Source organism: Mycobacterium sp. 1245111.1 (assembly GCF_001673405.1).
Taxonomy (GTDB): Bacteria; Actinomycetota; Actinomycetes; order Mycobacteriales; family Mycobacteriaceae; genus Mycobacterium.
This window is the reverse complement of record NZ_LZLV01000117.1, coordinates 53,245-79,253: the sequence shown is the minus strand read 5'-3', so window position 1 is coordinate 79,253 and position 26,009 is coordinate 53,245. Positions and strand designations below refer to the sequence as shown.

Annotated in this window: 23 protein-coding genes and 1 tRNA gene; 15 read left to right on the top strand and 9 right to left on the bottom strand. The window is 66.7% G+C overall.

What is annotated here, in order from left to right:
* The first annotated feature begins 434 nt into the window (after nt 1–434).
* Together A5658_RS19310 and A5658_RS19305 are read left to right on the top strand one after the other, a co-directional pair.
* Entirely contained in the window at nt 435–1,808 is a 1,374-nt protein-coding gene (locus tag A5658_RS19310; protein WP_067338961.1) for a PPE domain-containing protein, read from the top strand.
* A 71-nt stretch (nt 1,809–1,879) separates the two neighbouring features.
* On the top strand, nt 1,880–3,295 hold the full coding sequence (locus tag A5658_RS19305) for a PPE domain-containing protein (protein WP_067338959.1): 1,416 nt from the start codon (nt 1,880–1,882) through the stop codon (nt 3,293–3,295).
* A 1-nt stretch (nt 3,296) separates the two neighbouring features.
* On the opposite strand, the gene A5658_RS19300 is transcribed toward A5658_RS19305, so the two are convergent.
* From A5658_RS19300 to A5658_RS19265, 8 genes are all read right to left on the bottom strand, one after another.
* Complete coding sequence (locus tag A5658_RS19300) at nt 3,297–4,241, bottom strand: Ppx/GppA phosphatase family protein (protein WP_231997377.1); 945 nt, start codon at nt 4,239–4,241, stop codon at nt 3,297–3,299.
* Nucleotides 4,232–4,723 carry a DUF501 domain-containing protein gene (locus A5658_RS19295; protein WP_067338957.1) on the bottom strand — a complete coding sequence of 164 codons (492 nt, stop codon included), beginning with the start codon at nt 4,721–4,723 and terminating at the stop codon, nt 4,232–4,234. Before A5658_RS19295 ends, A5658_RS19300 begins: the two co-directional genes overlap by 10 nt.
* Nucleotides 4,716–5,396: a septum formation initiator family protein gene (locus tag A5658_RS19290; RefSeq protein ID WP_067338955.1), complete on the bottom strand. Its 681-nt coding sequence runs from the start codon at nt 5,394–5,396 to the stop codon at nt 4,716–4,718. Before A5658_RS19290 ends, A5658_RS19295 begins: the two co-directional genes overlap by 8 nt.
* A gap of 21 nt (nt 5,397–5,417) precedes the next feature.
* Entirely contained in the window at nt 5,418–6,698 is a 1,281-nt protein-coding gene (eno, locus tag A5658_RS19285) for a phosphopyruvate hydratase (protein WP_067338953.1), read from the bottom strand.
* Nucleotides 6,699–6,761: 63 nt separating this feature from the next.
* Nucleotides 6,762–7,511 (bottom strand): lytic transglycosylase domain-containing protein, encoded by a 750-nt coding sequence (locus tag A5658_RS19280; RefSeq protein WP_067338951.1) that lies wholly within the window; start codon nt 7,509–7,511, stop codon nt 6,762–6,764.
* Nucleotides 7,512–7,678: 167 nt separating this feature from the next.
* Nucleotides 7,679–8,671 carry a nucleoside triphosphate pyrophosphohydrolase gene (locus A5658_RS19275; protein ID WP_067338949.1) on the bottom strand — a complete coding sequence of 331 codons (993 nt, stop codon included), beginning with the start codon at nt 8,669–8,671 and terminating at the stop codon, nt 7,679–7,681.
* 43 nt (nt 8,672–8,714) lie between these two features.
* On the bottom strand, nt 8,715–12,356 hold the full coding sequence (gene mfd / locus A5658_RS19270) for a transcription-repair coupling factor (protein WP_067338947.1): 3,642 nt from the start codon (nt 12,354–12,356) through the stop codon (nt 8,715–8,717).
* 119 nt (nt 12,357–12,475) lie between these two features.
* Nucleotides 12,476–13,069 carry a TetR/AcrR family transcriptional regulator gene (locus tag A5658_RS19265; protein WP_197503168.1) on the bottom strand — a complete coding sequence of 198 codons (594 nt, stop codon included), beginning with the start codon at nt 13,067–13,069 and terminating at the stop codon, nt 12,476–12,478.
* A gap of 130 nt (nt 13,070–13,199) precedes the next feature.
* Here A5658_RS19265 and A5658_RS19260 point away from each other — a divergent pair.
* From A5658_RS19260 to A5658_RS19200, 13 genes are all read left to right on the top strand, one after another.
* Nucleotides 13,200–13,271, top strand: a tRNA-Gln gene (locus A5658_RS19260).
* A 312-nt stretch (nt 13,272–13,583) separates the two neighbouring features.
* Nucleotides 13,584–14,258, top strand: a complete 675-nt coding sequence (locus tag A5658_RS19255; protein WP_067338943.1) for a TetR/AcrR family transcriptional regulator — start codon at nt 13,584–13,586, stop codon at nt 14,256–14,258.
* 92 nt (nt 14,259–14,350) lie between these two features.
* Nucleotides 14,351–14,998, top strand: a complete 648-nt coding sequence (locus A5658_RS19250; RefSeq protein WP_067338941.1) for a TetR/AcrR family transcriptional regulator — start codon at nt 14,351–14,353, stop codon at nt 14,996–14,998.
* An 86-nt stretch (nt 14,999–15,084) separates the two neighbouring features.
* Entirely contained in the window at nt 15,085–16,572 is a 1,488-nt protein-coding gene (gene glmU, locus A5658_RS19245) for a bifunctional UDP-N-acetylglucosamine diphosphorylase/glucosamine-1-phosphate N-acetyltransferase GlmU (protein WP_067338939.1), read from the top strand.
* 40 nt (nt 16,573–16,612) lie between these two features.
* Nucleotides 16,613–17,593: a ribose-phosphate diphosphokinase gene (locus A5658_RS19240; protein WP_067338937.1), complete on the top strand. Its 981-nt coding sequence runs from the start codon at nt 16,613–16,615 to the stop codon at nt 17,591–17,593.
* Complete coding sequence (gene arsC, locus A5658_RS19235) at nt 17,594–17,938, top strand: arsenate reductase (glutaredoxin) (protein ID WP_067338935.1); 345 nt, start codon at nt 17,594–17,596, stop codon at nt 17,936–17,938.
* Nucleotides 17,935–18,585, top strand: a complete 651-nt coding sequence (locus tag A5658_RS19230) for an LpqN/LpqT family lipoprotein (RefSeq protein ID WP_067338933.1) — start codon at nt 17,935–17,937, stop codon at nt 18,583–18,585. Before arsC ends, A5658_RS19230 begins: the two co-directional genes overlap by 4 nt.
* A 25-nt stretch (nt 18,586–18,610) precedes the next feature.
* Complete coding sequence (locus A5658_RS19225) at nt 18,611–19,480, top strand: oxidoreductase (protein WP_067338931.1); 870 nt, start codon at nt 18,611–18,613, stop codon at nt 19,478–19,480.
* Between the two features lie 131 nt (nt 19,481–19,611).
* Entirely contained in the window at nt 19,612–20,280 is a 669-nt protein-coding gene (locus tag A5658_RS19220) for a 50S ribosomal protein L25/general stress protein Ctc (RefSeq protein WP_067338929.1), read from the top strand.
* 3 nt (nt 20,281–20,283) lie between these two features.
* Nucleotides 20,284–20,859: an aminoacyl-tRNA hydrolase gene (gene pth / locus A5658_RS19215; RefSeq protein ID WP_067338927.1), complete on the top strand. Its 576-nt coding sequence runs from the start codon at nt 20,284–20,286 to the stop codon at nt 20,857–20,859.
* Between the two features lie 403 nt (nt 20,860–21,262).
* Entirely contained in the window at nt 21,263–22,573 is a 1,311-nt protein-coding gene (locus tag A5658_RS19210; protein WP_156751549.1) for a PPE family protein, read from the top strand.
* Nucleotides 22,574–22,592: 19 nt separating this feature from the next.
* Nucleotides 22,593–23,993: a PPE family protein gene (locus A5658_RS19205; RefSeq protein ID WP_067338922.1), complete on the top strand. Its 1,401-nt coding sequence runs from the start codon at nt 22,593–22,595 to the stop codon at nt 23,991–23,993.
* A 16-nt stretch (nt 23,994–24,009) separates the two neighbouring features.
* Nucleotides 24,010–24,330 (top strand): DUF732 domain-containing protein, encoded by a 321-nt coding sequence (locus tag A5658_RS19200; RefSeq protein ID WP_067338919.1) that lies wholly within the window; start codon nt 24,010–24,012, stop codon nt 24,328–24,330.
* 51 nt (nt 24,331–24,381) lie between these two features.
* On the opposite strand, the gene A5658_RS19195 is transcribed toward A5658_RS19200, so the two are convergent.
* Entirely contained in the window at nt 24,382–25,947 is a 1,566-nt protein-coding gene (locus A5658_RS19195) for an NAD(P)/FAD-dependent oxidoreductase (protein ID WP_067339004.1), read from the bottom strand.
* Nucleotides 25,948–26,009 lie beyond the last annotated feature (62 nt).

The window sequence follows — 26,009 nt, the reverse complement described above, 5'->3', positions numbered from 1 at the left end:
CGTCGCTGGGGCGAAAAACGGGCGCCGACGCGTCGGTAAACCTGAGAAATACTAAGAATTAACCCCAAGGATATGGCTAATTCCAGCCGCACAATGCCATTCAGCTGCGCCATCATTTGTATATCGCCTGTTCAATGCCGATAATGGCGTGGTCTGTCGAGCCCTGAGTTCGCCGGCGGACGCGTCATTAGCAGTACCCAACGCCACGAAATGGGCGGCTTGCTCGACCATTACTGGAAAGGGAGGCCATGCTTTCGGGGACCGCTGAGCCCGAGTGTCGCGATCTACCGCCTCAGGTCATGCCAGCTGGCGACGCGCCGCTCACCGCAGCGACGACGCTCACCGCGCGTGCCACCATTCACCCATCGGTCAATGGCATCGCCAAGGCCGGGTGCATGGCTGGCTCGACCGCGGGGATTTAGAGGGGGCTAACCATGGATTTCGGAAGTTATCCACCCGAGGTCAATTCCGCCCGCATGTATGCCGGGCCCGGTGCGGGCCCGATGCTGGCCGCCGCGGAGGCATGGGACTCGTTGGCCACCGAACTCCATTCGGTGGCCAACTCGTATCAATCGGTGATATCCGGACTGACCGCGGGCTCGTGGATGGGGCCGGCATCGGTCTCGATGAGCGCGGCCGCCGCCTCCTACACGGCATGGCTGCGGGCCACCGCGGCACAGGCTGAGCAGACCGGCGCCCAGGCCAGGTCCGCGGCCGCCGCTTATCAGACCGCGTTTACCGCGACGGTCCCGCCGCCGATGGTCGCGGCGAATCGCAGCCAGCTGATGACGCTGATCGCCACCAACCTGTTCGGCAGAAACACCCAGGCGATCGCCGCCAACGAAGCGCAATACGGCCAGATGTGGGCCCAGGACGCGGCGGCGATGTACGGCTATTCGGCTTCCTCGGCCGCGGCGACCCAATTGTCGCCGTTCACTCCGCCACAGCAGAACACCAATCCCACCGGCGAGGCAGGCCAGTCTGCCGCCGTTGGTCAGGCCACCGGCACGGCGGCCGGCGACGCGCAAAGCACGATCCAGCAAGCGTTCTCGGCAATACCGAACGCCCTATCGGCAGCGTCGCCGGCTGCCAGTACCGCAGCCGCCTCCGACCCGTTGGGCACGATCAGCGACCTGATCGCGATCTTCGTCGACCTCCCGGCCGGCATCGCGACGTTCACCGCCGACATCCCGCTTGGCAGCCTCGGAATCGTCGCCCTGCCCTTCGACATCGTCGGCGCCTTGACCGGTACCCACACCGACCGGATTGTCAGCGGCTGGAACGGGGAGCAAACCTGGCCCGGTGACGGGCCCGCCCCGGTCAAGCCTTTCCCCGCTCCGCTGTTGAACTTGCCGAGTGGCACCGTGCCAACCAGGCTGTCGGCCGGTCTCGCCGACGCGAACCGCGTTGGCGGGCTGTCGGTTCCGCCGAGCTGGACCATCGCCACGCCTGCGGTCAAACCGAGCGCGGTGACACTGCCCGCGCTGCCGGCGGTCGCCGCGGCGGAATCGATGTCCGGCGCGTCGGGCAGCACGTTGAGCGAGATGGCGCTGGCGGGAATGGCCGGCCGGGCGATGGCCGGGACGGTGGGCACCGGCGCCAACCGGGTGGCGAAAGCCGCCAAAGCCACGCCAAAGACGGCTGAGCGCAAGACAACTGGCGGCGACGACACGGCCGCTGAGACCAAACCGCGGACCGTGGTCACTGGCGTCGCGGCCGAGTTGCGCGAATTCACCAAACTCCGTGACGAAGGAATTCTGACCGACGAGGAATACACCGAGCAGAAGAACCGCCTGCTTGGTCGCTGAAAAGCCCACCGCCCTCGGGCAGATGCGTCGGTTGTCACGCCGCGTCATAGAGACAAAGGGAATGCGCAGCAATGGATTTCGGGTTCTATCCGCCGGAGATAAACTCCGGCCGGATGTATTCCGGTCCTGGATCCGGGCCGATGTTGGCCGCTGCGCAGGCATGGACGGCACTGGCTGATGAGCTGTACACCGCGGCCGGCGGCTACCAATCAGTGGTTTCCGAGTTGGCATCCGGGGTCTGGTCGGGACCGTCCTCGGCATCGATGAGCGCGGCGGCCGCCTCCTTTGTCGAGTGGCTCAGTGCCACCGCCGCACAGGCCGAACAGTCCGCCACCCAGGCACAAGCCGCCGCCGCGGGCTATGAGACGGCGTTCGCGATGACGGTGCCTCCCCCGGTGATCGCGGCGAACCGCAGTCTGCTGGCGACGCTGGTGGCGACAAACTTCTTCGGGCAGAACACTCCCGCGATTGCGGCGACCGAAGTTCAGTACGCCGAGATGTGGGCCCAAGACGCGGTTGCGATGTACGGCTACGCGGCGTCCTCGGCGGCTGCGACCACCCTGTCACCGTTCCAGCAACCGCAGCAGAACACCGATCCCGGGTCGTCGGTGAGTCAGGCCGCCGCGGTCGGGCAGGCCGCCAACACCGCGGCCGGTGACGCGCAAAGCGCGGTTTCCTCTGCGCAGCAAGCTCTTTCCGCTATCCCTAACGCCCTGCAAAGCCTGACGACATCTGAGTCCGCTGCCACCGGCACCGCCGCCGCCGGTGATCCGCTGAACCTGTTGAGCGACCTGATTTCGATCTTTGTCAGCGTCCCGTCCGATTTCGCCCTGTTCAGCACGGTCATTCCCGTGGGTATCGCGGCGGGCCCGGTCGATCTGCCTTTTGCCATTGTGGATTCGGAGACCGGTCAGCACTCCGACGAGATCATCAGCGGCTGGAACGGTGAAGATCCGTCAATCAGGCGTGGCGGCATCCCGTCGAATGACTTTCCGGCCACGATCCTCAACCCGGGTGGGGGCGCCGCGCCCGCGCTTGAGGCGGGCATCGCCGATGCCGAGGCGATCAGCGGGCTGTCGGTCCCGCCCAGTTGGGCAACCGCAGCATCGGAGGTGAAGCCGATGGCTTTCACCACGCCGCTTACCACCGCGAACGCGGCAGCCGCGCCGGCCGCGGAGGTCGGCGCTGCCGGATCCGCAAATACGTTCAACCAGATGGGAATTGGCGGCATGGCGGGCCAGGCCATGGCCGGTCCGCCCGCCGCGGGCGAGCCTGAGCAGAACAGCCGGCCGGTTCGGGTGACCGGCCGGCCTGCCGACACGCCGGCCGACGACGAGGTCGACGCCACGCCCGCGCCGCGCACCGTGATGACCGGCGTCGCGGCCGCGATCCGCGACATCGCGAAGCTGCGCGCCGAGGGGCGGTTGACCGAGCAGGAGTACAACGACCAGAAGAAGCAACTGCTTCAGATCTCGTTCGGGCAGTAGATCACTCGGTGATCGACAGCGCGATGCCGTCGAGGATGTCGTGCTCGCTGACGGTCAACTCCTCGATGCCGGCACGCTCGCGTAGCGCGATCGCCAGCTCTTCGATGACGATGGCGCCGCCGCCGATCACGTCGACGCGACCCTCGTGCATAGGCCCCAGTGCGGCGCGCTGACTGCGCGGCATCGCGATCAGCTCGTCGCAGACGGTGAGCAATCGATCCACCCCGATACGCGAAAGGTGAATGGCCGCAGAGTCATAGCCCGTCATATCGTGTGCGAGCGCGGCGATCGTCGTCATCGTACCCGCGACCCCGACCCAGGTTCGGGCCTGCTCCACCGGTACGGCGCGCAGTGCCTCGCCGAGCCGATCGCGCACCACCTCGCGCGCCGCCGCGACCTCCGCGGGCGTCGGCGGGTCGGAGTGCAAGCACCGCTCGGTCAATCGCACGCAACCAATGTCGGCCGAAAAGCTCGCCTGCACCGTATCGGTGCCGAGCACCACCTCGGTCGACCCGCCGCCCAGATCAACGATCACGAAAGGTCCACCCGCGGAATCTAATTCGTTGACCGCGCCGCGGAACGACAGCTCGGCCTCCTCGGCGCCGGTGATCACCTCCGCGACCGCTCCGTCGACCACGGCGCCGAGCACCTCGGCCGTCATCGCGAAGAACACGTCACGGTTACCGGCGTCGCGGGTGGCCGACGTGGCGACCATCCTTAACCGCTCGACCCCATGGGCCGTACAGAGTTCCGCATAGTCGACCAGCGCAGCGCGCGTGCGCTGCAACGCCTCCGGCGCGAATTGGCCGGTGGCGTCGACGCCCTGGCCGAGCCGTACGATCCGCATCTCGCGATGCAGGTCGGTGAGCTGCCCGTCGGATGCATCGGCGATCAGCAACCGAATCGAGTTGGTACCGCAGTCAATTGCGGCCAGTATCACAACCACTCCCCCGGTATCAGAATTCCGACCATCGACGGCTCGACGGCCAACACCGCCAGCGCCTCGTCGCCGAACGGGTTGACTCCCCGGCCCTTGGCGAGTGAATGCGCGATCACCACATGCAGGCATTTGACCCGGTGAGGCATGCCGCCGCCGGAGAACGTCGTGCCCAACGGCTCGATGGCGTCACGTTCAGCCAGATACGACTCGTGGGCCCGGCGGTAGGCGGCGGCCAACTCGGTATCGGAGTGCAGGCGCTCGGTCATCTCCCGCATCATTCCGGTGGTCTCGAGCCGGCTCGCGGCGGCGGTCAGCACCGGATGCGTCAGGTAGTACAACGTCGGAAACGGGGTTCCGTCAGGGAGTTTCGGGGATGTCTTGACCACTGCCGGCTCGCCGTTCGGACACCGGTAGGCGATGCCGATCACTCCGCGCGGCTCGCGGCCGAGCTGACGGGCGACCGCCTCGAGGTCTGCGGGATCAACCACCGGGCGGCGCAGGGCTGGGCGGCTGCGGGCCGGGTTGCTGTGGGCCCGGTTGCTGTGGATTGGGCGCCGGGGGTGGAGGTACCGGCGCCGGCGGGCCATGCGGGCCGTCGGCGATGGTGTGCCACAACGACGTGTACCAGGGGTCGTTGCTGACCGCAGTCTTCGGCTGCGACCCGGGGTCGGCGGGCAACGCCGCTCCCGGCGGCAACTGCACCTGATAGGGGATTTCGCCCGGCATGACGAAGCCCAGACGCTCGCGGGCCTGCGCCGCGATGTACACGGGGTCGCCGAGCTTGCCCTTCTGCTGTTCGAGATCGGAGATCTGGTGGCGCAGTGCGGCTTCGGAAGCAGCCAGCTGCTTCATCTCGGTGCGCTGCGCAAAATAGGTGCGAACGGGGCCCGCGATGGTCAGCGTCAGCACACAGATCACCGTCGCCAAAATCGCCGCCCGGCGCGCGGTCAGACCGAGTCGCTGATCCGAGCGCTGCTCGGCCGATTCGGCGATCGCCTGCTTAATCGGTTCGACAACCTCGGGCATCGCCCGCGTCGACGCCGTCGGGCCACGCTTGGCCGCCGGGGACTTACGCGGTCGACCGGACACCGAATCGCCGGCCTTACCCGGACGCGACGCCGGTGAGCGCCGCTTCGGTTCTGGCCGTTTGGATTCGGGCATGGCAGGTAGTGGCTGTCGGGCCTAGGGCGCGTACCTGGGGAACGCCAGATCACCGGCGTAGCGGGCGGCGTCGCCGAGAGCCTCTTCGATGCGCAGCAGCTGGTTGTATTTCGCCACCCGCTCGCTGCGGGCCGGAGCGCCGGTCTTGATCTGCCCGCTGCCGACTGCGACCGCCAAGTCGGCGATCGTGGTGTCCTCGGTCTCGCCGCTGCGGTGGCTCATCATCGTCCGGTAGCCGCTGTGGTGGGCGAGCGCGACCGCGTCGAGTGTCTCGGTAAGAGTGCCGATCTGATTGACCTTGACCAGCAAGGCATTTGCCGCGCCCTTGTCGATGCCTTCTTCCAGCCGTTCGGGATTGGTGACGAACAGGTCGTCGCCGACGATCTGCACTCGGTCACCGATCGACGTCGTCAGCGCCACCCAGCCGTCCCAATCGTCCTCCGACAGTGGGTCTTCGATCGACACCAGCGGGTAGGAGTCGAGCAGCTCGGCGTAGAACTGCGACATCTCTTCGGCGGTCCGGGTCTTCTTCTCGAACTGGTACCCGGTGCCGTCGGTGTAGAACTCGGTCGCCGCGGCGTCGAGTGCCAATGCCACATCGGCACCCAGCTTGAAGCCCGTGGACTCGATGGCCTGGCTGATGATGTCCAGCGCGGCTTTGGTTCCCGGCACATCGGGTGCGAACCCGCCCTCGTCACCCAGGCCGGTGGACAGCCCCTGCTTCTTGAGCGCCGACTTCAACGCGTGGTAGACCTCGGCGCCCCAGCGCAGCGCCTCGTGAAAACTCGCCGCTCCGATCGGAGCCACCATGAACTCCTGGATGTCAACCGCGGTGTCGGCGTGCGCGCCACCGTTGAGGATGTTCATCATCGGCACCGGAAGGATGTGCGCGTTGGGCCCGCCCAGGTAGCGGAACAGCGGCAACTCAGAAGAGTCGGCGGCCGACTTGGCCACCGCCAGGGACACACCGAGGATGGCGTTGGCGCCCAGCCTGGACTTGTCCGGGGTGCCGTCCAAATCCAGCAGCGCCTGGTCGACCAGACGCTGGTCGTCGGCGTTGAGGCCAATCACGGCCGGTGCGATTTCGTCGAGCACGGCTTGGACTGCCTTCTTGACGCCCTTGCCGCCATACCGGTCGCCACCATCGCGCAGCTCGACGGCCTCGTGCTCGCCGGTCGACGCGCCGGAGGGCACCGCGGCCCGCGCGAACGTCCCGTCGATCAGGGCCACCTCGACCTCGACCGTCGGGTTGCCGCGGGAATCGAGGATTTCGCGGGCACCGACCTGCTCGATAATCGGCACTGGTTCTCCTTGCGTCGTGAGGGCTACAGCGTCTCTGGTAACCCTAGAGAGCCTAAAGCCTGCTCAGAGGGAATGCCCCGCGGCATAGGCGGTAGCCCAGTCTCGCACGGCGCGGGCATAGACATCGGAATCGTTGTAGGCCCACAGCGCGGTGATCCACCCTCGCGGCGTGGCGAGATCCTTCCCGCGCCAGCACAAGTAGCCGGCGGCGGACAGCGCGGCGTCGTCGATGTTGTCGACGTCGACCTTGCCGTCGTTGTTGGCGTCGACGCCGTACTCCCGCCATGTCTCCGGGATGAATTGCATCGGGCCCATCGCCCGCACGGTGTCGGGCTGGCCGGCCATCCCGCCGGGCTCGGCGCCGATCCCTGTCTCGCTGTCGATGATGCGCATCGTGCCGTTGGTCCCGTCGAGCACCACGCCCCGGATCGGCGGACGCACGTTGCCGTTGGGGAACAGTGTGGCGTGATGGTAGGTGCCGTGATGGCTTTCCACCTGCCCGATGCCGGCCAGCGTCGTCCAGGCGATATGGCAGTTCGGGTTCTCCACCTCCGCCACCCGGGCGGCGTAGCCGTACGCCTCCAACGCGGTCACCGGGATGTGTAGCGCCGGGGCAAGCTCGGCGGCCCAGCCGTGCAATTGGTCAGCGGGCCGACCGTTGGCGTAGGTGTCGACCGGCGGCACAAGAGCACCCCGTGGTGGCGGGACACCTTTGAGAATGATGGGGCCCAGCTGCCACGAGCAGCTGGATGCCAACAGCAGCGCGGTTGCGCCTACCACGGCCAACGCGCGCAGCCAACGGACCGGCGACACACAACACCCCTAAAAACACGACTTCCCGACCATCGTCGCACGCACTTCCAGTGCGTCGGGCCGTCGCGGCCGTCGGGAAACCGACCAACCGCGCCTGGCCAGCCCCGATGATCGCATCCGCGCTGCGTTTAGCCCACGGACGATCCCATGCCCGGGCGTGTCGAACGTCACGCCCCGTCGGGCTCCGATGTCTCCGGCGGGGCCTCGGCATCGGAGTCAGGTTCGGCGCCGGCCACCGGCCAACAGGCACGCCATTCGTCTTCAGTGATGGAGCCGACCGGGGCGACGTCCAGCTCGACGGGAACGTCGCCCGAGCGACGCTCCATGGCGACCGCCTTTTCGACGCCGCGAACGGTGTCCATGAACGCCAGTACCGCGGAACGCAAGGAGTCTTCGGCGTCGACGTCGGCGGTCACCGTAATCGACGTAACGTTCGCCGGAATCAGGTCCGCCGGGAAGCCGGCCTTAACGACCCGCTGAATCACCTTGCGCGCCAACGCTAGAGCCGGTTGCCCGGTGGGGACGTTATCCATCAGCGAGTTGCGCGGCTTCTCCTGAGCCTTGCGCTCCTCCCATTGAGCCATCTGTTCGTCGAGCGAAATCGATTCTCCGGCAAGCACTCCCGGAGCACGGTTGCCGAGTTTGCGGAGCAGTGCGTCGGCGACGTCGTCGATGGCGAAGGCATGCGCCGGTGCATCCTCGGCGATGCGCGCATGAAACAGCACTTGCAGCAACACGTCTCCGAGTTCGTCGCGCAGCGAATCGGCGTCGCCGCTGCGCACCGCGTCGAACAGTTCGTAGGTTTCCTCCAAGAGGAAGCGACGCAGCGAGTCGTGGGTCTGCGTGCTCTCCCAGGGCCCGGCGGTCCGCAGTTTGTCCATCATCGCGACGGCGTCCACCAGCCGCTCCCCGGGCTGCGGGCCGGGCGCGGAGATCAGCCGCTCTCCGGCGGCCAACCGAGCGGTCACCGCTGGGTGCTCGGGATCCGAAGACAGCAGCACCGGCGCGTCCTCCCCGGTGTGCGCCGGGCGCGCCGCGGGCAGTGACCAGGGCACCGCGACCGGCATCTCTTCGGTGTACTGAACCTCACCGGAGAGCAGCTCGATGGCCTCCACTGGCACCAGCGACGGCCGCCGCGGGTCCACGAGGACGACAGTCATGGGCGCCACTCCTCAACCCCGGCGTCATCGTCGTTGGCGCGTGTCATCGCGCCTGCCTCTCCTGCCCCGGCGTGTCTATCGGCGTCGATTCTCCTGGTTTGCCGACCAGCGCCGCCACCAATTGGCCGACGAACTGAACCAATTCGAGGTCGCGGATCCGCGGTGCACCCACGCCGCCGGCCCGCGGGATCGGCACCTGCACCGTCGACGTGGTGGCGCGGTAGCGCGCGCCCGGATACCGGCGGGCCAGCCGCACCTGTGCGGAGTCCGGCAGGGTCAGCGGCGACAACCTCAGCGTGGCCGCCGATGCCGTCGACACCTCGGTGATGCCCGCGGCGCGACAGATCAGCCGCAGTCGCGCGACGGCCACCAGTAGCTCCGCGGTTTCGGGCAGCGCTCCGTAGCGGTCGATCAATTCCTCAATGACAGCGTCGATCTGCGTGTCGTCCGATGCGGCGGCCAGTCGCCGATAGCCCTCCAGCCGCAACCGGTCGCTGGGGATGTAGTCCGGCGGCAGATGGGCATCGACCGGGAGGTCGATCCGGACATCCTTGGGTTCCTCGGTGCTGACGACGGTCTGCCCGTCGGCCGCGGCCCGGTAGGCCTCGACCGCCTCGCCGACCAGGCGGACGTAGAGGTCGAAGCCCACCCCGGCGACGTGCCCTGATTGCTCGGCGCCAAGCACGTTGCCGGCGCCGCGGATCTCCAGGTCCTTCATCGCCACCGCCATGCCGGCGCCCAGGTCGTTGTTCTGGGCGATCGTCGCCAGCCGGTCGTAGGCGGTTTCGGTGAGCGGGTTGTTCGGCGGATACAGGAAGTAGGCATAGCCGCGTTCGCGGCTACGACCGACCCGGCCCCGCAGCTGGTGCAGCTGGGACAGACCGAAGGTGTCGGCTCGCTCCACGATCAGCGTGTTGGCGTTGGAGATGTCCAGGCCGGTCTCGACGATCGTGGTGCAGACCAGGATGTCGAACTCTCGGTTCCAGAACCCCTCGACGGTGGTCTCCAGCAGGTCCTCGTTCATCTGGCCGTGTGCCACAGCGACTTTGGCTTCGGGTACGAGTTCGCGCACCCGTGCCGCGGCCGCGTCGATCGAGCTGACCCGGTTGTGCACGTAGAACGCCTGGCCGTCGCGCAACAACTCACGGCGCAGCGCGGCGGCGACCTGCTTGTCGTCGTGCGCGCCGACGTAGGTCAGCACCGGGTAGCGCTCCTCCGGCGGAGTCAGGATCGTCGACATCTCGCGGATGCCGGCCAGACTCATCTCCAGCGTGCGCGGGATCGGGGTGGCGCTCATCGTCAGGACGTCGACGTGGGTGCGCAACGACTTGATGTGCTCCTTGTGCTCGACACCGAAGCGCTGCTCCTCGTCGACGACCACCAGTCCGAGGTCTTTCCACCGCACCCCGGTCTGCAGCAACCGGTGGGTGCCGATCACGATGTCGACCGTGCCGTCGGCCAAACCGTCGAGGACAGAACGGGATTCGGCCGGTTCGGTGAATCGGGACAGGCCTTTGATCCGGACCGGGAAGCCGGCCATCCGCGCGGAGAAGGTCTGCAGATGCTGGTCGGCCAACAGCGTCGTGGGCACCAGCACCGCGACCTGCTTGCCGTCCTGCACCGCTTTGAACGCCGCCCGGACCGCGATCTCGGTCTTGCCGTAGCCGACGTCGCCACAGATCACCCGGTCCATCGGCACCGGCTTTTCCATGTCAGCCTTGACCTCGGTGATCGCGGTGAGCTGATCCACGGTTTCGGTGAAGCCGAACGCGTCTTCCATCTCGGCCTGCCAGGGGGTGTCCGGGCCGAACGCGTGCCCCGCGGTGGCCTGGCGTTTGGCGTAGAGTGCCACCAGCTCGCCCGCAATCTCCCGAACCGCCTTGCGCGCTTTGGTTTTGGTGTTCGACCAGTCGCTGCCACCCAGCCGGCTCAGCGAGGGCGCCTGCCCACCGACGTACCTCGACAGCTGGTCCAGCGAATCCATCGGGACGTAGAGCTTGTCGGAGACGTTCTGGCCTCGCTTGCTCGAGGCGTACTCCAGCACCAGGTATTCCCGACGCGCGCCGCCGACGGTACGTTCGGTCATCTCGACGAACCGGCCGATGCCGTGCTGATCGTGCACCACCAGGTCGCCCGCGGTCAGGGCCAGCGGATCGACGGTGTTACGACGTTTGGCGGCAAGGCGTTTGCCGTCGGTCGCGGTGACCCGGTTGCCGGTCAGGTCGGTTTCGGTGATGATCACCAGGCCCGCACCCGGCAGGACGAGCCCGTCGTGCAATGGGCCTTTGAGCACGCCGACTACGCCGGGTTTGGGTTCGGCACCGGACTCCAACATCGTTGCGGGCGTATCGGATTCAGCCAGCTGCTCGACGACGCGGTGCGCGGTTCCGGCGCCGGGCGCGACGACGGCGGCCACTCCGCCAGTCGCGACGTGGGCGCGCAGCATCGCGAAGATCTCGTCGATATCGCGCTGATGACCCCGCGCCGAGGGCGCGGCGCGGATGTCCAGTTCGATCGCCGACTCGTCGGACAGCTGCGACAGCGTCCACCACGGGTGCCCGGATTGACGCGCCGCCTCGCGCACCTCGTCGAGCTCGCGGAACCCCGATCCGCCGAGCTGCTCGACGTCGATCGGCGAATCACCACCCACCGCCGCCACCGACCATGACGCGTCGAGGAATTCGCGCCCGGTCTTGATCAGATCCGCGGCCCGGGTGCGGACCTTCTCCGGGTCGCAGACCAACACCGGCGTGCCATCGGCCAGCTGGTCGGTGAGCAACGTCACGTCGTCAGGCCGCAGCACCGGAAGCAACGCCTCCATGCCGTCGACCGGGATGCCCTCGGCGAGCTTGGCCAGCATGTCGCCGACGCCGCCGGTGACGCCGTGCTCGGCCGGCGGCTGGCGTCCGGCCAACTCGGCCGCCCGGGCCCGCACGTCGTCGGTCAGCAACAGCTCGCGGCAGGCCACCGCGACCAGGTTGTCGACGCTGATCTCGGGGATAGACCGCTGATCGGCCACCGAGAACATCCGCATCTCGCTGACCTCGTCGCCCCAGAACTCCACCCGCACCGGGTGCTCGGCGGTCGGGGCGAAGACGTCGAGAATGCCGCCGCGAACCGCGAATTCACCTCGCTTGCCGACCATGTCCACTCGGGTGTACGCCAGCTCGACCAGCCGCGTGATGACGTCTTCGAATGCCAGCTCATCGCCGGGGGCAAGCGTCAGCGGCTCGGTCAGGCCGAGTCGGGAGGCCATCGGCTGCAGCAGCGAGCGCACCGCGGTGACCACCACCTGCAGCGGCGGCCCGAGCCGGGCGTCCTGCGGGTGGGCCAGCCGGCGCAGCAGCATCATCCGGGCGCCCATGGTGTCGACACCGGGCGAGAGCCGCTCGTGCGGCAACGTCTCCCACGACGGGAACATCGCCACCGCGTCGCCGACGACGCCGCGCAATTCGGCGGTGAGGTCGTCGGCCTCCCGGCCCGTCGCGGTGACGATGAGCAGCGGCCCCTGCCGGGCCAGGGCACAGCCGACGAACAGTCGAGCGCTGGCCGGACCGACCAACGCCAATTCCTCGGGCCGGTCAGCCGCCAGATCGATGAGTCGCTGCAGCGTCGGCGCGCGCAGCGCCACGTCCACCAGCCCCGCAATCGGGGTCTCTCTGATTTCTGGCCCCCCTGCGGTCATGATCTCCCCATTGTATGGGGCCCAGCACCGTCAATTTTCGGCCGACCGCCTCGAGGACTCCACGGCGCTCGGGTGTCGCTCTACGGGGCGAAATAGACTGTCGCGCTGGTGAATCGGCACTACTCGTCGGCCAGGTGCGGGTCGGCCTCGAGATGGGTCAGGCCGTTCCACACCAGGTTGACCAGGTGGGCGGCGACCACTTCCTTCTTGGGCTCTCGGGTGTCGAGCCACCACTGCGCGGTCATCGACACCGATCCGACCAGCGCCTGCGCGTAGAGCGGAGCGAGGTCGGAGTCCAGGCCGCGACGAGCGAAATCACCGGCCAGGATCGAGCTGACCTGGTTGACGGCGTCGTTGAGCAGGCTGGAATAGGTGCCCGAACTGATCGAGGCGGGCGAGTCGCGGATCATGATGCGGAACCCGTCGGTGTGTTCCTCGACATAGGTCAGCAGCGCCAGGGCGACCGTCTCGACCCGCACCCGGGAGCGGTTGTTGGTCAGCGATGACGTGATGCGGTCCAGCAAGGCCGACATCTCCCGGTCGACGACCACCGCGTAGAGGCCTTCCTTGCCGCCGAAGTGCTCGTAGACGACCGGCTTGGAGACGTTGGCCCGAAGCGCGATCTCCTCGATCGACGTTCCCTCGTAGCCTCGCTCGGCGAACAGCGACCGCGCGATGTCGATCAGTTGGTGGCGACGCTCGCTACCGGTCATCCGGGTTCGGGGCGGCTTGGTTTCCTTGTCCGGCGCGGCCACGTCTAACAGGTTATCTCCCGGTTGCGCTCCGCGTCCGGAGCGCGCCGTCGTCTAGAGTGGACGCGGTTTTGACCGCTGGTCGCAGTGATCCGTCGTGGTGTAATCGGCAGCACTTCTGATTTTGGTTCAGACAGTTCAGGTTCGAGTCCTGGCGACGGAGCTTCGCGCGCCTGGCAGGGACGCCGCAAAGAAACGTGCCTCCGGGATGTTATCGAAGCCTCTAGAGACCAGTAGGTTGCATTTAACCGCTTAATTAGCCTTCGGCTGTTAGATTATCCGCAGTTCATACCGGTTGACATAAGTACGGCGCGAGGCGCTCACCTCGCGTCGATCGTCGGTGTTAGACATAGTTCAACTAAGCTCTCCTCATCGCCTCGATAAATGGGGCCATGACAAAACCGTCCGACAACGCCTTTGAGACCGTGGGGCCGGTCGCGTGTCCCCAACGGAGAGGCGCGACTAGGTGGCTCCCATGACCGAGACGACTGATCGACGGGCGATATCCACGCGCCAGCAGATTCTGCGCGCGGCCGCCCACAGCTTTGCCCGGTTGCCCTTCCATCAGGTCGGCATCGACCGTCTGCTTGCCGATGCCGAATTGACCAAGGGCGCAATGTATTTCCACTTCCGCGCCAAGCTGGACTTGGCGCTCGCGGTTATCGAAGAACAGAACGCACTGGCAGCCGAAGTGGCCGCCGAGCTGCTGGCGCGAAAGTTGTCCGGCCTCGAGACGCTGATCGAATTCTCCTACCAACTGGCGGTCCACGACCTCAGCGATGAAAGATGCCGTGCAGCTTTGCATCTGGTTGAGTCGATGGGCCGGACGGGCGACCTGGGGACGGACTTGCTGGAGTCCTGGGCCGACAACCTCGCACTCGCTGTCCGACAGGCTGTCGCAGAGGGAGACGTCTTCGAAGACTGCGATCCGCACCACGTGGCGCTCCTGCTGGTATCCCTCTATATGGGGCTGCGCCAGACCAGCGAGCTCGACCATCCTCAGCAATTCCTCGGCGACATCGAGAAGACGTGGGTGCTCGTGCTGCCCGGCTTCGTGCGGCCCGAGCGAATCGAATACTTCCGGCAATTCGCCAAGCGACGCACCGGTATCGTGCTCAGCTCGGTATCGGCGATCGCGGGTTCCACTTGACCGCAGGATTGCGGTCGGCATTCGAAAAGTGCTGTGGCGTAGATGATTTGCAATCGCGCGCGCAAACTTAAGACTCTGGAGGTAACCGGCCGATGGCCCGCCAAGTTCGATCAGAAGCGACACGGCGAAAGATCCTCGACGCCGCCGTCGAAGTGTTCACCGAGGTTGGCTTCGGCGCTGCCGATCGGAGCACGATCATCGAGCGGACCGGGATGACCAAGGGCGCCTTCTACCATCACTTCGACTCGATGGAATCACTCGCCGCGGCCATCATCGACGAGGGCGCGAACTTGGTGTTCGCCGAATTGAGCGCGATGTCGGCCTCCTTCGCTCCGGCCATGGAGAACATCGTGCACGGCACGTTCGTCATCGCTAGGGTGTTCGCGTCTGACAAGGTTGTGCGCACCGCCGAGCGGTTGACGGTTGCGTTTGGCAAGTTCGACACCAGCCCCAGCGCGCCCTACATCGCCTGGATCGACGCAATGGCGGCCGACGCGAAGCGTGCGATCGCCGAAGGCGACATCCGCCCAGAACTCGACCCTCGGATAGTCAGTGAGTCGATTATCGGCGCCACGATGGGCGCCCGGATGCTGGATCAGGCGACCCACACCAACGATCTGATCCGGCGCCTGACGCAGATGTGGGAGCTGTTGTTCCCCGCCGTCGTCACCGAGACGTCGATCGGGTACTACTCGGAGTTTCTTGCCCGCGAGGCGCTGCGTCACGTCCGGCACGATTAGTTTCCAGCGTTGATGGTCTGTTTTGCCGAAGGCGTGCGGATAATGACACGCTGAACGGACAGCGGCACACCGCGAGGGAGGGTTGGATGGCCGGGACCACCACGCACGGCGAGTCAGCGGTCATCGTCCTCGCAGCGGGGGCCGGCACCCGGATGCGATCAGACATCCCGAAGGTGCTGCACACGCTGGCCGGCCGCAGCATGCTGGCGCATGTGCTGCATGCGATCGCCAAGATGGCGCCACAGCACCTGGTGGTGGTGCTGGGCCGCGATCACCAGCGCATCGAGCAATCCGTCGGCGAACTGGCCCATACCCTGGGCCGACCGATCGACACCGCGACGCAGGACCAGCAGCTCGGCACGGGACACGCGGTGCTGTGCGGCCTGACCGCGCTGCCCGAGGACTTCCACGGCGTGGTCGTCGTCACCTCTGGCGACGTCCCGCTCCTCGACGCCGACACCCTGGCCGACCTGGTCGCCGCGCACAATGCCCGGGGCGCGGCCGCCACCGTGCTGACCACCACGCTGGAGGACCCGACCGGTTACGGCCGCACCCTGCGAACGCAGGACAACGAGGTGATCGCGATCGTCGAGCAGGCCGACGCCACGGCTTCCCAACTCGAGATTCGCGAGGTCAACGCCGGCGTGTACGCCTTCGACATCGACGCGCTGCGCTCGGCGCTGAGCCGGCTGTCGGCCGACAACGCGCAACACGAGCTGTACCTGACCGACGTCATTGCGATCGTCCGTCAGGACGGCCAGGTGGTGCAGGCCCGCCACGTCGACGACAGCTCGCTGGTTGCCGGCGTCAACAACCGGGTGCAGCTGGCCGATCTGGCCGGCGAACTCAACCGTCGCATCGTGTCGGCCCATCAACTGGCCGGCGTGACCGTCATCGACCCGGCGACGACCTGGATCGACGTCGACGTGAGCATCGGCCGCGACACCGTCATCCAGCCCGGCACCCAGCTGCTGGGCGGCACCCGCGTGGGCGGACGCTGCACCATCGGGCCGGACACCACGCTGACAGACGTCACCGTCGGCGACGGCGCATCGGTGGTACGCACCCACGGAACCGAGGCCACGATCGGTGACGGCGCCGTCGTCGGCCCGTTCACCTACCTGAGGCCTGGCACGGCGCTGGGCGCCGACGGCAAGTTGGGCGCCTTCGTCGAGACCAAGAACTCCACGATCGGCACCGGAACCAAGGTGCCGCACCTGACCTACGTCGGGGACGCCGACATCGGCGAGCACAGCAACATCGGCGCTTCCAGTGTCTTCGTCAACTACGACGGCACATCCAAGCAGCGCACGACGGTCGGCTCGCACGTCCGCACCGGCTCCGACACCATGTTCGTGGCACCGGTCACCGTCGGCGACGGCGCCTACACCGGAGCCGGCACGGTGGTGCGCGAGGATGTGCCACCCGGCGCACTGGCAGTCTCGGGCGGTCAGCAACGCAACATCGAAGGCTGGGTCGAGCGCAAGCGGCCGGGCAGCGCCGCCGCGCAGGCCGCCAGGCGGGCAGGCCGCGGCGACGACAAGTCAACGTCGACGCCGACAGAGACCACCTAGTATTCGTATGGCAGTAATCCTGACGCAGTAAGGGCGGCACGTGAGCTACGACTGGACCGACAACCGCAAGAACCTGATGCTGTTCTCCGGCCGCGCGCATCCTGAGCTGGCCGAACAGGTGGCCAAGGAGCTGGACACCCACGTCACCGCGCAGACGGCCCGCGAGTTCGCCAACGGCGAGATCTTCGTCCGCTTCAACGAGTCGGTACGCGGCTGCGACGCGTTCGTCCTGCAGTCGGCACCGGCGCCGGTGAACGACTGGCTGATGGAATCGCTGATCATGATCGATGCCCTCAAGCGAGGCAGCGCCAAGCGGATCACCGCGGTCCTGCCGTTCTATCCGTATGCCCGTCAGGACAAGAAACACCGTGGGCGCGAACCGATTTCGGCCCGGCTGGTGGCCGATCTGCTCAAGACCGCCGGCGCCGACCGGATTGTGACCGTGGACCTGCACACCGATCAAATCCAGGGCTTCTTCGACGGTCCCGTCGACCACATGCGCGGACAGAACCTGCTCACCGGCTACATCGGAGACAACTACCCGGACGGCAACATGGTCGTGGTCTCCCCCGACTCGGGCCGGGTGCGCATCGCCGAGAAATGGGCGGACGCACTGGGTGGCGTGCCGCTGGCGTTCATCCACAAGACCCGCGACCCGCGGGTGCCCAACCAGGTGGTCTCCAACCGCGTGGTCGGCGAGGTGCAGGGCAAGACCTGCGTGCTGATCGACGACATGATCGACACCGGTGGCACCATCGCGGGTGCGGTGAAGCTGCTGCACGACGACGGCGCCAAGGACGTGATCATCGCGGCCACGCACGGCGTGCTGTCCGACCCTGCCGCCGAGCGGTTGGCGGCGTGCGGCGCCCGCGAAATCATCGTGACCAACACGCTGCCGATCGGCGAGGAGAAGCGGTTCCCGCAACTGACCGTATTGTCCATCGCCCCGCTGCTGGCCAGCACGATTCGTGCGGTATTCGAAAACGGTTCGGTCACAGGGCTTTTCGACGGAGACGCCTAGATGGCTGGCGCCGTCATCTACCACAACCCCCGGTGCAGCACGTCACGCAAGACCCTGGAGTTGTTGCGGGACAACGGTATCGAGCCCGACGTGGTCGAGTACTTGAAGACCCCGCCGTCACGCACCGAGCTGGTGAAGATGATCCGCGCCGCCGGCATCGACGTGCGGGCCGCGGTACGCAAGCGCGAGTCACTGTATGCCGAGCTCGATCTGGCCGATGCGAGCGACGATCAACTGCTCGACGCGATGGCCGAACACCCCATCTTGATCGAGCGACCGTTTGTCGTCACACCGAAAGGTACGCGGCTGGCTCGTCCGGTCGACGCGGTCCGCGAGATCCTGTGAGGCCGTTGGTGCGAGTCGCCGCGACGCTGGCCGCCCTGACCGTGTCGGCCGTCGGGTGCGGGCCGAAAAGCCCTGACTACCAGTCGATCTGGTCGACCACGCCGACGACCACCAGCGCCGCGCCCACCGAGAAGCCGGTGCCGTTTTCGCAGTACCTGGAAAGCAACGGGGTGTCCGGTTCGCCGGTCGCGCCCGATCAGGTGGCCGAGCTGACGATTTCGCTGCCGATCCCCGCGGGCTGGCAGAAGGTCAACCGGGTGAACATCCCGCAGACCACGGAATTGATCGCCAAGGCCGACAGCTTTCCCAACGCCATGCTGATCGTCTTCAAACTGGGCGGGGAATTCGACGCGAAAGAGTTGGTCAAGCACGGCAACGACGACGCCCGGCTCGCGCAGAACTTCAAACAGCTCGAGTCGTCCAACGCCGACTTCCACGGCTTCCCGTCGTCGATGATCGAGGGCAGCTACAACCTCGGCGACCAACGGCTGCACACCATCAACCGGATCGTGATCGCGCACGGCCGCGGCGAAGACCCGGACAAATACCTGATCCAGCTCGCGGTCACCAGCCTGGCCGACAAGGCGGTCGAAGACGCGGCCGACATCGAGACGATCATCCGCGGCTTCACCGTCACCGCCAAGTAACTCCTGCCGCACTACTGTGTTTTCCATGACGTCGTGGACCGCCGCAGACCTGCCCTCGTTCGCCGGCCGCACCGTCATCGTCACGGGGGCCAACAGTGGACTGGGCGAGGTGACGGCCCGCGAGCTGACCCGGGTCGGCGCGCAAGTGATCCTGGCCGTGCGCAATACCGGCAAGGGCGAAACCGCCGCCCGGGACATGACCGGGGATGTCGAAGTGCGCCGGCTCGACCTGCAGGATCTGGCGTCGGTGCGGCAATTCGCCGACGGCGTCGACGGCGACATCGATGTACTGGTCAACAACGCCGGCATCATGGCCGTGCCGCACGCCGTGACCGCCGATGGCTTCGAAAGCCAGATCGGCACCAACCACCTGGGCCACTTCGCGCTGACCAACCTGCTGCTGCCCAAGGTCACCGACCGCGTGGTCACCGTGTCGTCGATGATGCATTACATGGGCTACATCAGCCTGCGCGATCTGAACTGGACGTCGCGGCCGTACTCGGCGTGGCTGGCCTACGGGCAGTCCAAACTCGCCAACCTGCTGTTCACCAGCGAGTTGCAACGCCGGCTGCAGGCCGCGGGCTCGAAGGTGCGGGCGGTGGCCGCCCACCCCGGCTACTCCCGCACCAACCTGCAGGGCCATTCCGGCCACAAGCTCGGCGACGCGCTGATGGCCTTCGGCAACCGGTTGGCCAGCGACGCGGACTTCGGCGCCCGCCAGACGCTCTACGCCATTTCCCAAGATGTCCCAGGTAACAGCTTCATCGGCCCGGCGTTCGGCATGATCGGGCGCAGCAAGCCGGTGGGCCGCAGCCCGCTGGCCAAACGCGACGCGACGGCCGCGGCGCTGTGGGAGCTGTCCGAACGGCTGACCGCCACCAAATTTCCGCTCTGAGCCGCTGATGCGCTAGCCTGACCAGGCGTCACGGCGAGGGTGGCTCTTCAGAGCCGCCGTTATCGACGGGGACCGACTCACAGTCGCGACTCCTGGCCGTGCCCCGGTATCTCACACACAGGAGCGACATCATGGCCCGATCTGCCAACAAACTTGCCGTCCACGTGCGGACCGAGACCGGCAAGGGCGCGTCCCGCCGGGCGCGCCGCGACGGCTGGATCCCGGCCGTGCTCTACGGCCACGGCGCAGAGCCGCAGCACCTGGCGCTGCCCGGCCACGACTTCGCCGCGGTGCTGCGTCACTCCGGCACCAACGCGGTGCTCACCCTCGACATCGAGGGCAAGGAGCAGCTGGCACTGACCAAGGCGCTCGACATCCACCCGATCCGGCGCTCGATCACGCACGCGGACCTACTGGTCGTTCGCCGCGGCGAGAAGGTGACCGTCGAGGTCAACGTCGAGGTCGTCGGCGACGCAGTCCCCGGCACGCTGGTCACCCAGGAGACCAACACGATCCTGATCGAGGCCGACGCGCTGTCGATTCCGCAGTCGCTGACCGTGTCGGTGGAGGGTGCCGAGCCCGGCACTCAGTTCACCGCGGGTCAGATCGAGCTGCCGGCCGGCGTGAACCTGATCGCCGACCCGGAGAGCCTGGTCGTCAACGTGGTGGTCGCGCCGACCGAGGCGGACCTGGAGAGCGAAGGCGCCGGCGAGGCAGCCGAGGGCGAGGAGCCCGCCGCCGAGGCCACCGAGGGCGCGGGCGAGGGCGAGGCGTCCGAAGCCGAGTCCGAATCCGAATAAGCTGTGGCCGGCCCACAATTGGTGGTGGGTCTGGGCAACCCCGGACCGAACTATGCCCAGACGCGGCACAATCTGGGGTTCATGGTTGCCGACCGGCTCGCCGCTCGGCTGGGCTCGAACTTCAAGGTGCACAAGCGTTCCGGCGCGGAGGTCGCCACCGGCAGACTCGGCGGTCATTCGATCGTGTTGGCCAAGCCGCGCTGCTACATGAACGAGTCCGGCCGCCAGGTAGGCCCGCTCGCGAAGTTCTACTCGGTGTCGGCCGCTGACGTCGTGATCATCCACGACGAACTCGACATCGACTTCGGTCAGATCCGGCTGAAACTCGGCGGCGGCGAGGGCGGTCACAACGGTCTGCGCTCGGTGGCAAACGCGCTCGGCACCAAGGACTTTCAGCGAGTCCGGATTGGAATCGGCCGACCGCCCGGGCGCAAAGACCCAGCGGCCTTCGTCCTGGAGAACTTCAACGCCATCGAACGCCCCGAGGTGTCGACAATCTGCGAGCAGGCCGCCGACGCCACCGAGCTGCTGATCGAACTCGGCCTCGAGCCGGCCCAGAACCGGGTGCACGCCTGGTAATCGTCGCTTCGACGTAAAGCCCGGGTTACACCGAACTCACCCGCGGTCGCGGCGTACCGTGCGGACGGCTCAATTCTCCTCCCACCGGTCAGGACCCCCGCTGTATCGCGAGAGCGAAATATGTTCTCCCGGTCGATAATCCGGCCTGAAACGTGTGCGCCCCGCCGACGCACACATTGACGCAACGTCGAATTTTCCGCTGTTTCAAACAGTTTCCTTCACAGCGCAGTTCAACGCGGGGTGAATGCCAATTTTCCCGCGCGTTACACCCGGGGAACGTCTTGCGAACATGGCGACAGCACGATCGCTCACATACGACTGACGAGCTCACATTCGAAAAGTCATGCGCGGCAACGTTGCCGGGAATATTCGCGATCAGCCGTGCCACCGGAGGTGAGCAATCATGGATTTCGCATTTCTGCCACCCGAGATCAACTCCGGGCGGATGTATACCGGGCCCGGGGCCGGGCCGATGCTGGCCGCCGCGACGGCCTGGGACCACCTGGCCACCGAGTTGAGTTCGTCGGCGGCGTCGTACACGTCGGAGATTTCGGGATTGACCGGCGGCGCATGGCGGGGACCGTCGTCGGAGTCCATGGCGGCGGCCGCCGCCACTTACGTCGACTGGATGCACACCACCGCGGCGCAAGCCGAGGAGACCGCCGCCCAGGCCAAGGCCGCGATCGCGGCGTACGAGGCCGCGTTCGCGGCAACGGTTCCCCCACCGGTGATCGAGGCCAATCGCGCGCTGCTGGCGATGTTGGTCGCCACCAACATCCTGGGTCAGAACACCCCGGCTATCGCGGCCACCGAGACCCACTACATGGAGATGTGGGCCCAGGACGCGACCGCGATGTACGGTTACGCCGGCTCCGCGGCGAGCGCCTCGGTGTTGACGCCGTTCACCGAGCCACCGCAGACCACCAACCCGGCCGGCACCGCGCAGCAGTCGGCGGCTGCCGCCCAGGCCGGCACGTCCGGGGCGTCGAACCTCGGCACGGAGATCACGCAGTTCATCAACTCATTGCCGACCGCGTTGCAGAACCTGGCCAACGGGCTGGTGCAATCACCGACGACGGGATCGACGAACCTGTTGTCGGGACTCTCTTTGCCCCAATTGGCCTCTCTGACGCTGCCGCCCGGACTGCAGACGGACCTGACGAACTGGAACACGATCTTCTCCGCGCTCACCGGTCCGTATTCGCTGCAGGGCTGGACGTCGATTCCCGGCGGCCCGTTCCTGTCATTCGGCCAGGCGTACTCGTGGGGGCAGAACGGGCAGGCCGCCGCCGCGTTCATGGCCGGCCCGAAACCGATCACCGGGGCGCTGGCGCCGCTGGCCAGCGAACTGGGCCCGCACCTGACGTCGGCCGGGTACGGGGCCGCGCCGGTATCGGGGTCGATGGGCCGCGCGATGCTGGTCGGAAACATGTCGGTACCGCAGGGGTGGACGCAGGCGGCGCCGGAGATCCGCAACGTCGCACAGGCGCTGTCCACCGAATTGGCAAGCGCCCCGGAGGCAGCGCTCGCGGGCGGCGAAGAACAGGCCTTCGGCCAGATGGCGCTGTCGAGCCTGGCCGGCCGCGCCGTCGCCGCGAGCGCAACCGGCTCGATCGGCAGCGCCCCGGTCGCATCGCCACTGGGCGGGGTGGTCACCGCCGAGGCGGACCCCGCGGCGGCCACCATCTTCGTGATCCCGGCGTTCGAAGACTGACAGGGCAGGGGTTTTCGAGATGTTCTATGCAGCGTTTCCACCGGAAATCAACTCGGGCCGGATGTACACCGGCGCGGGATCGGAGCCATTGTTGGCGGCCGCGGCCGCGTGGGGTGAACTCGCCAACGAGTTGCAGCAGGCGGCGACCTCCTACTCGTCGGTGATCTCATCGCTGACAGCCGGACCGTGGTTGGGGCCGACGTCACTGAGCATGGCGGCCGCGGTCGCCCCGTATCTGACCTGGATGCAGTCCACCGCGACGCAGGCGGCCGAGACCGCCAGCCAGGCCAGCGCGGCCGCCAGCGCGTACGAAACGGCGTTCGCGTCACACGTGCCGCCGGCTGAAATCGCCGCCAACCGTGCCCAATTGGCCCAACTCGCCGCGACCAACATCATCGGGCAGAACAACGCGGCGATCGCGGTCACCGAGGCCCAATACGGCGAGATGTGGGCGCAGGACGCTCTCGCGATGGATACCTACGCGGCGTCCTCGGCCGCCGCCACCAAACTGACGCCGTACACCGAACCGCCGCAGACCACCACCACCGCAGGTACCGAAGCGCAGTCGGCGGCGCTGGCCCAAGCCGCTGCCACCCAGGCTGGATCGAGCGCTCAAACAGTCTCGGCCGCAACGACATACACCGGCTCACCACTGCTGCAATGGCTGGCCAATCTGAGCACCGACTACACCAGCACTCTCAATGGCCTACTGAACGGCCTGTTCGGCCCGGCCGGCGCGTCGACGTACTCGGCGATGTTCTCGGCGGTGAAAGCTCCAGTGAGTTTCGCGACGCAGTTCAACGACATCGGCCTGCTCACCAACTTCCCGGTCTCGCAGTTCCTCAAGTTCAGTCCGGCCCCCGGCTTCGGATTGCCACCGAAAGCGGGCCTGGGCGGCGGGCTTCTCGGCCCGTGGTATGGCCGAGGATGGCTGACCAGTTCCGTGTCGGCAAGTATGGGAGACACCGGCACGCTGGTCGGGAAGTTGTCCGTCCCGCCGGCCTGGGCCGCAGCCACCCCGGCGATCCGGACCGCGGCCGCCGCGCTATCGGCCGCCGGGACGCAGGCGGTGCCGGCGGCGGCGCTCGGCGAGGTCGGGTTGTTCAGCTCGATGTCCATGGCCGGGATGCTCGGCAGCGCGGTAGGCGCCGGGGCCCCAACCGTCGCGTCCGCCAACGGCGTTCGTGGTCGGATCACTCCGCTGAAAGAACTGAAGGATTCCACCGGCAAGCACTCCCCCGAACAGCTCAAGCGGATGGTCGCACAGATATCCGAGAAGCCGGAGAGCGTGCAGCATCACCACGTCGATCAAGAGGGGCTGGACAGTCTGCTGGAGCAGCTGGCCAAGGTGCCCGGGGTCCATGCCGTTCATCTATCCAAGGGCGGCAAGGCGAAAGTCAGCCCGTCCGAACACCGTTAGATAAAGGAGGTTGCTCATGAAAAAGACAATCGCCGCGCTGGGCGTGTTCGCCGCGATCGGTCTGGCGGCGCCGGCCTACAGCGATCCACCCGACATCGCCGGCGACGACGCCGGCTTCCTCGGGGCTCTGCGACAAGTCGGCATTCACTTTCCCAACCCGGACGGAGCGGTCGGCGCCGGAAAGTCCGTCTGCGGATGCTTGAACAGCGGCGAATCCGCGTTGGAACTGATCCACGACGTGAAAGCCCGTAACCCGGGCTTCAATATGGAAGACGCATCCGATTTCGCGATGATCTCCGCGAAATTCTATTGCCCGCACCAACTCTCGAAGGCCTGACGCCCGCGAGCAGACACAAAACCGCATACCAGGGTTCGGCGCTCACGTATGTCATCGCGACAGGTCCGCGAGCGCCTGATGCGCGGCGTTGTAGCCCGGCGTAAAAGTGATCCCCGGTCCGCCATGGCAGCCCGCCCCGCCGAGGTAAAGACCGTCGATCGGAATCGGCATGTCGATGAAGCCCTTGGGCCCAGGCCGGTTGGGCCCCATCAAGTCTGGATGCAACAAGCCATGGCAGAAGTCGCCCGAGGGAGCGGCGAACATCGTCTGCATGTGGTACGGCGCAAACGTGATGTGCCGTATCTGGATGTCGCGGAAGTTGGGAGCAAAACGGGTGATCTTGTCGATCACCTTCTCGGCCATCACGTTTTTGAGCTGACCGTGTAGGTCGCGGCTGGATTCGACCGGGAACGCGTAGGCGAAGGCACTCGCGGCGTGCTTCCCCGGCGGCGCCATCGCGGGATCGTGGACCGACGGGATCTGCATGCCCATCGACGGGTTGTCGGGAATGATGCCGCGCCGACATTCCTCCCATTGGCGTTGCTGTTCCTCGGGTGAGCCGAAGATGCCGATCGACCCTTGCATGCCGGGCTCGTTGAGAAAGTCATAGGGCGGCGCGAACTCCGGCAGCCCGTCGAGCGCGAAATGGATCTGCACGAACGAAGCCCGATGGTCGCGTCCGCTGAGCCGGGTGACCAGGTCGGCGGGCAGCTGATCGGCCCCGACCATGTCGATCAAGGTCAAGTCGGGCGATAGGTTGGAAATCACCACGGGGGCAGTGATTTCCGAGCCATCCTTGAGACGAACGCCCGTCACAGAGGAGTTGTCGGTGAGGATCTTCTCGACCTTGGCGCGATATCTGATCTCGCCTCCATGCGAGACGAAAAGCTCGTGCAGGTGCTGGCAGAGTGCGCCGATTCCCCCTTCGAGCTTTGTCATCATTGCCGCTCCCTCGTTCGGGACGGCGAGCGCGAACGCCAAACATGTTGCGCTTCCCGGGGTGTAGGGCCCTCGGTAGGTGGAGTTGATCGCGAGGAAGGCAAGCATCCCGCGCAGCACCCCGTGCTTGTCCTTGTCGGGCAGGAAGCGGTCGATGGCGTCCATCGCCGTTCCGAACAGGACCTCGTGGATGGCTCTGCGCTCGTATTCGTTTGCGGCGCAGGCGTACATCTCGTCCAAGGTCTTGGGCAGCGTGCATACCTCGAAGCGGTCGAGTGCCTTCGCCGGACCCTGGCTCCAGCCGATCATCTCGGCCATGCCGGTGACGGCTTCGGCGCCGAGCTTCTCGGCGAGGTGGGTCATCAGCTGCATCGGGTCGCGGTAGAAGATCATCGGCTCTTCGCCGTTGTCGCCGAGATTGACCGACTGAACCTCGGCGTCCACGGTGGGCAACGTGTCGAGCCCGAGTTCTTTGGTGATCTGGGGAGCGGTCGGAAACTGCACGGAACCGGCTATCTCGTAACGGAATCCGTCGATCAACTCGACCGTGGCCGCCATGCCGCCGCTGTATGTGTTCGCCTCCAGGCACAGCGTCCGCATGCCGGCGCGCTGCAGAACCGCCGCCGCGGTCAACCCGTTGTGCCCGGCGCCGACCACGATTGCGTCATAGTCCGTCATCACCATGCTCCTTATCCGAGATGCGAGGTCAGGACCCTCCGCGAGGTAATATATGTCAGTAC

Excerpts from the sequence above, each read along its gene's own strand:
- A5658_RS19310 (WP_067338961.1), top strand. The coding sequence starts at position 435 with ATGGATTTCGGAAGTTATCCACCCGAGGTCAATTCCGCCCGCATGTAT.
- A5658_RS19305 (WP_067338959.1), top strand. The coding sequence starts at position 1,880 with ATGGATTTCGGGTTCTATCCGCCGGAGATAAACTCCGGCCGGATGTAT.
- A5658_RS19290 (WP_067338955.1), bottom strand. The coding sequence starts at position 5,396 with ATGCCCGAATCCAAACGGCCAGAACCGAAGCGGCGCTCACCGGCGTCG.
- A5658_RS19275 (WP_067338949.1), bottom strand. The coding sequence starts at position 8,671 with ATGACTGTCGTCCTCGTGGACCCGCGGCGGCCGTCGCTGGTGCCAGTG.
- mfd (WP_067338947.1), bottom strand. The coding sequence starts at position 12,356 with ATGACCGCAGGGGGGCCAGAAATCAGAGAGACCCCGATTGCGGGGCTG.
- A5658_RS19265 (WP_197503168.1), bottom strand. The coding sequence starts at position 13,069 with ATGACCGGTAGCGAGCGTCGCCACCAACTGATCGACATCGCGCGGTCG.
- A5658_RS19255 (WP_067338943.1), top strand. The coding sequence starts at position 13,584 with ATGACCGAGACGACTGATCGACGGGCGATATCCACGCGCCAGCAGATT.
- A5658_RS19250 (WP_067338941.1), top strand. The coding sequence starts at position 14,351 with ATGGCCCGCCAAGTTCGATCAGAAGCGACACGGCGAAAGATCCTCGAC.
- glmU (WP_067338939.1), top strand. The coding sequence starts at position 15,085 with ATGGCCGGGACCACCACGCACGGCGAGTCAGCGGTCATCGTCCTCGCA.
- arsC (WP_067338935.1), top strand. The coding sequence starts at position 17,594 with ATGGCTGGCGCCGTCATCTACCACAACCCCCGGTGCAGCACGTCACGC.
- A5658_RS19225 (WP_067338931.1), top strand. The coding sequence starts at position 18,611 with ATGACGTCGTGGACCGCCGCAGACCTGCCCTCGTTCGCCGGCCGCACC.
- A5658_RS19220 (WP_067338929.1), top strand. The coding sequence starts at position 19,612 with ATGGCCCGATCTGCCAACAAACTTGCCGTCCACGTGCGGACCGAGACC.
- A5658_RS19210 (WP_156751549.1), top strand. The coding sequence starts at position 21,263 with ATGGATTTCGCATTTCTGCCACCCGAGATCAACTCCGGGCGGATGTAT.
- A5658_RS19205 (WP_067338922.1), top strand. The coding sequence starts at position 22,593 with ATGTTCTATGCAGCGTTTCCACCGGAAATCAACTCGGGCCGGATGTAC.
- A5658_RS19200 (WP_067338919.1), top strand. The coding sequence starts at position 24,010 with ATGAAAAAGACAATCGCCGCGCTGGGCGTGTTCGCCGCGATCGGTCTG.
- A5658_RS19195 (WP_067339004.1), bottom strand. The coding sequence starts at position 25,947 with ATGACGGACTATGACGCAATCGTGGTCGGCGCCGGGCACAACGGGTTG.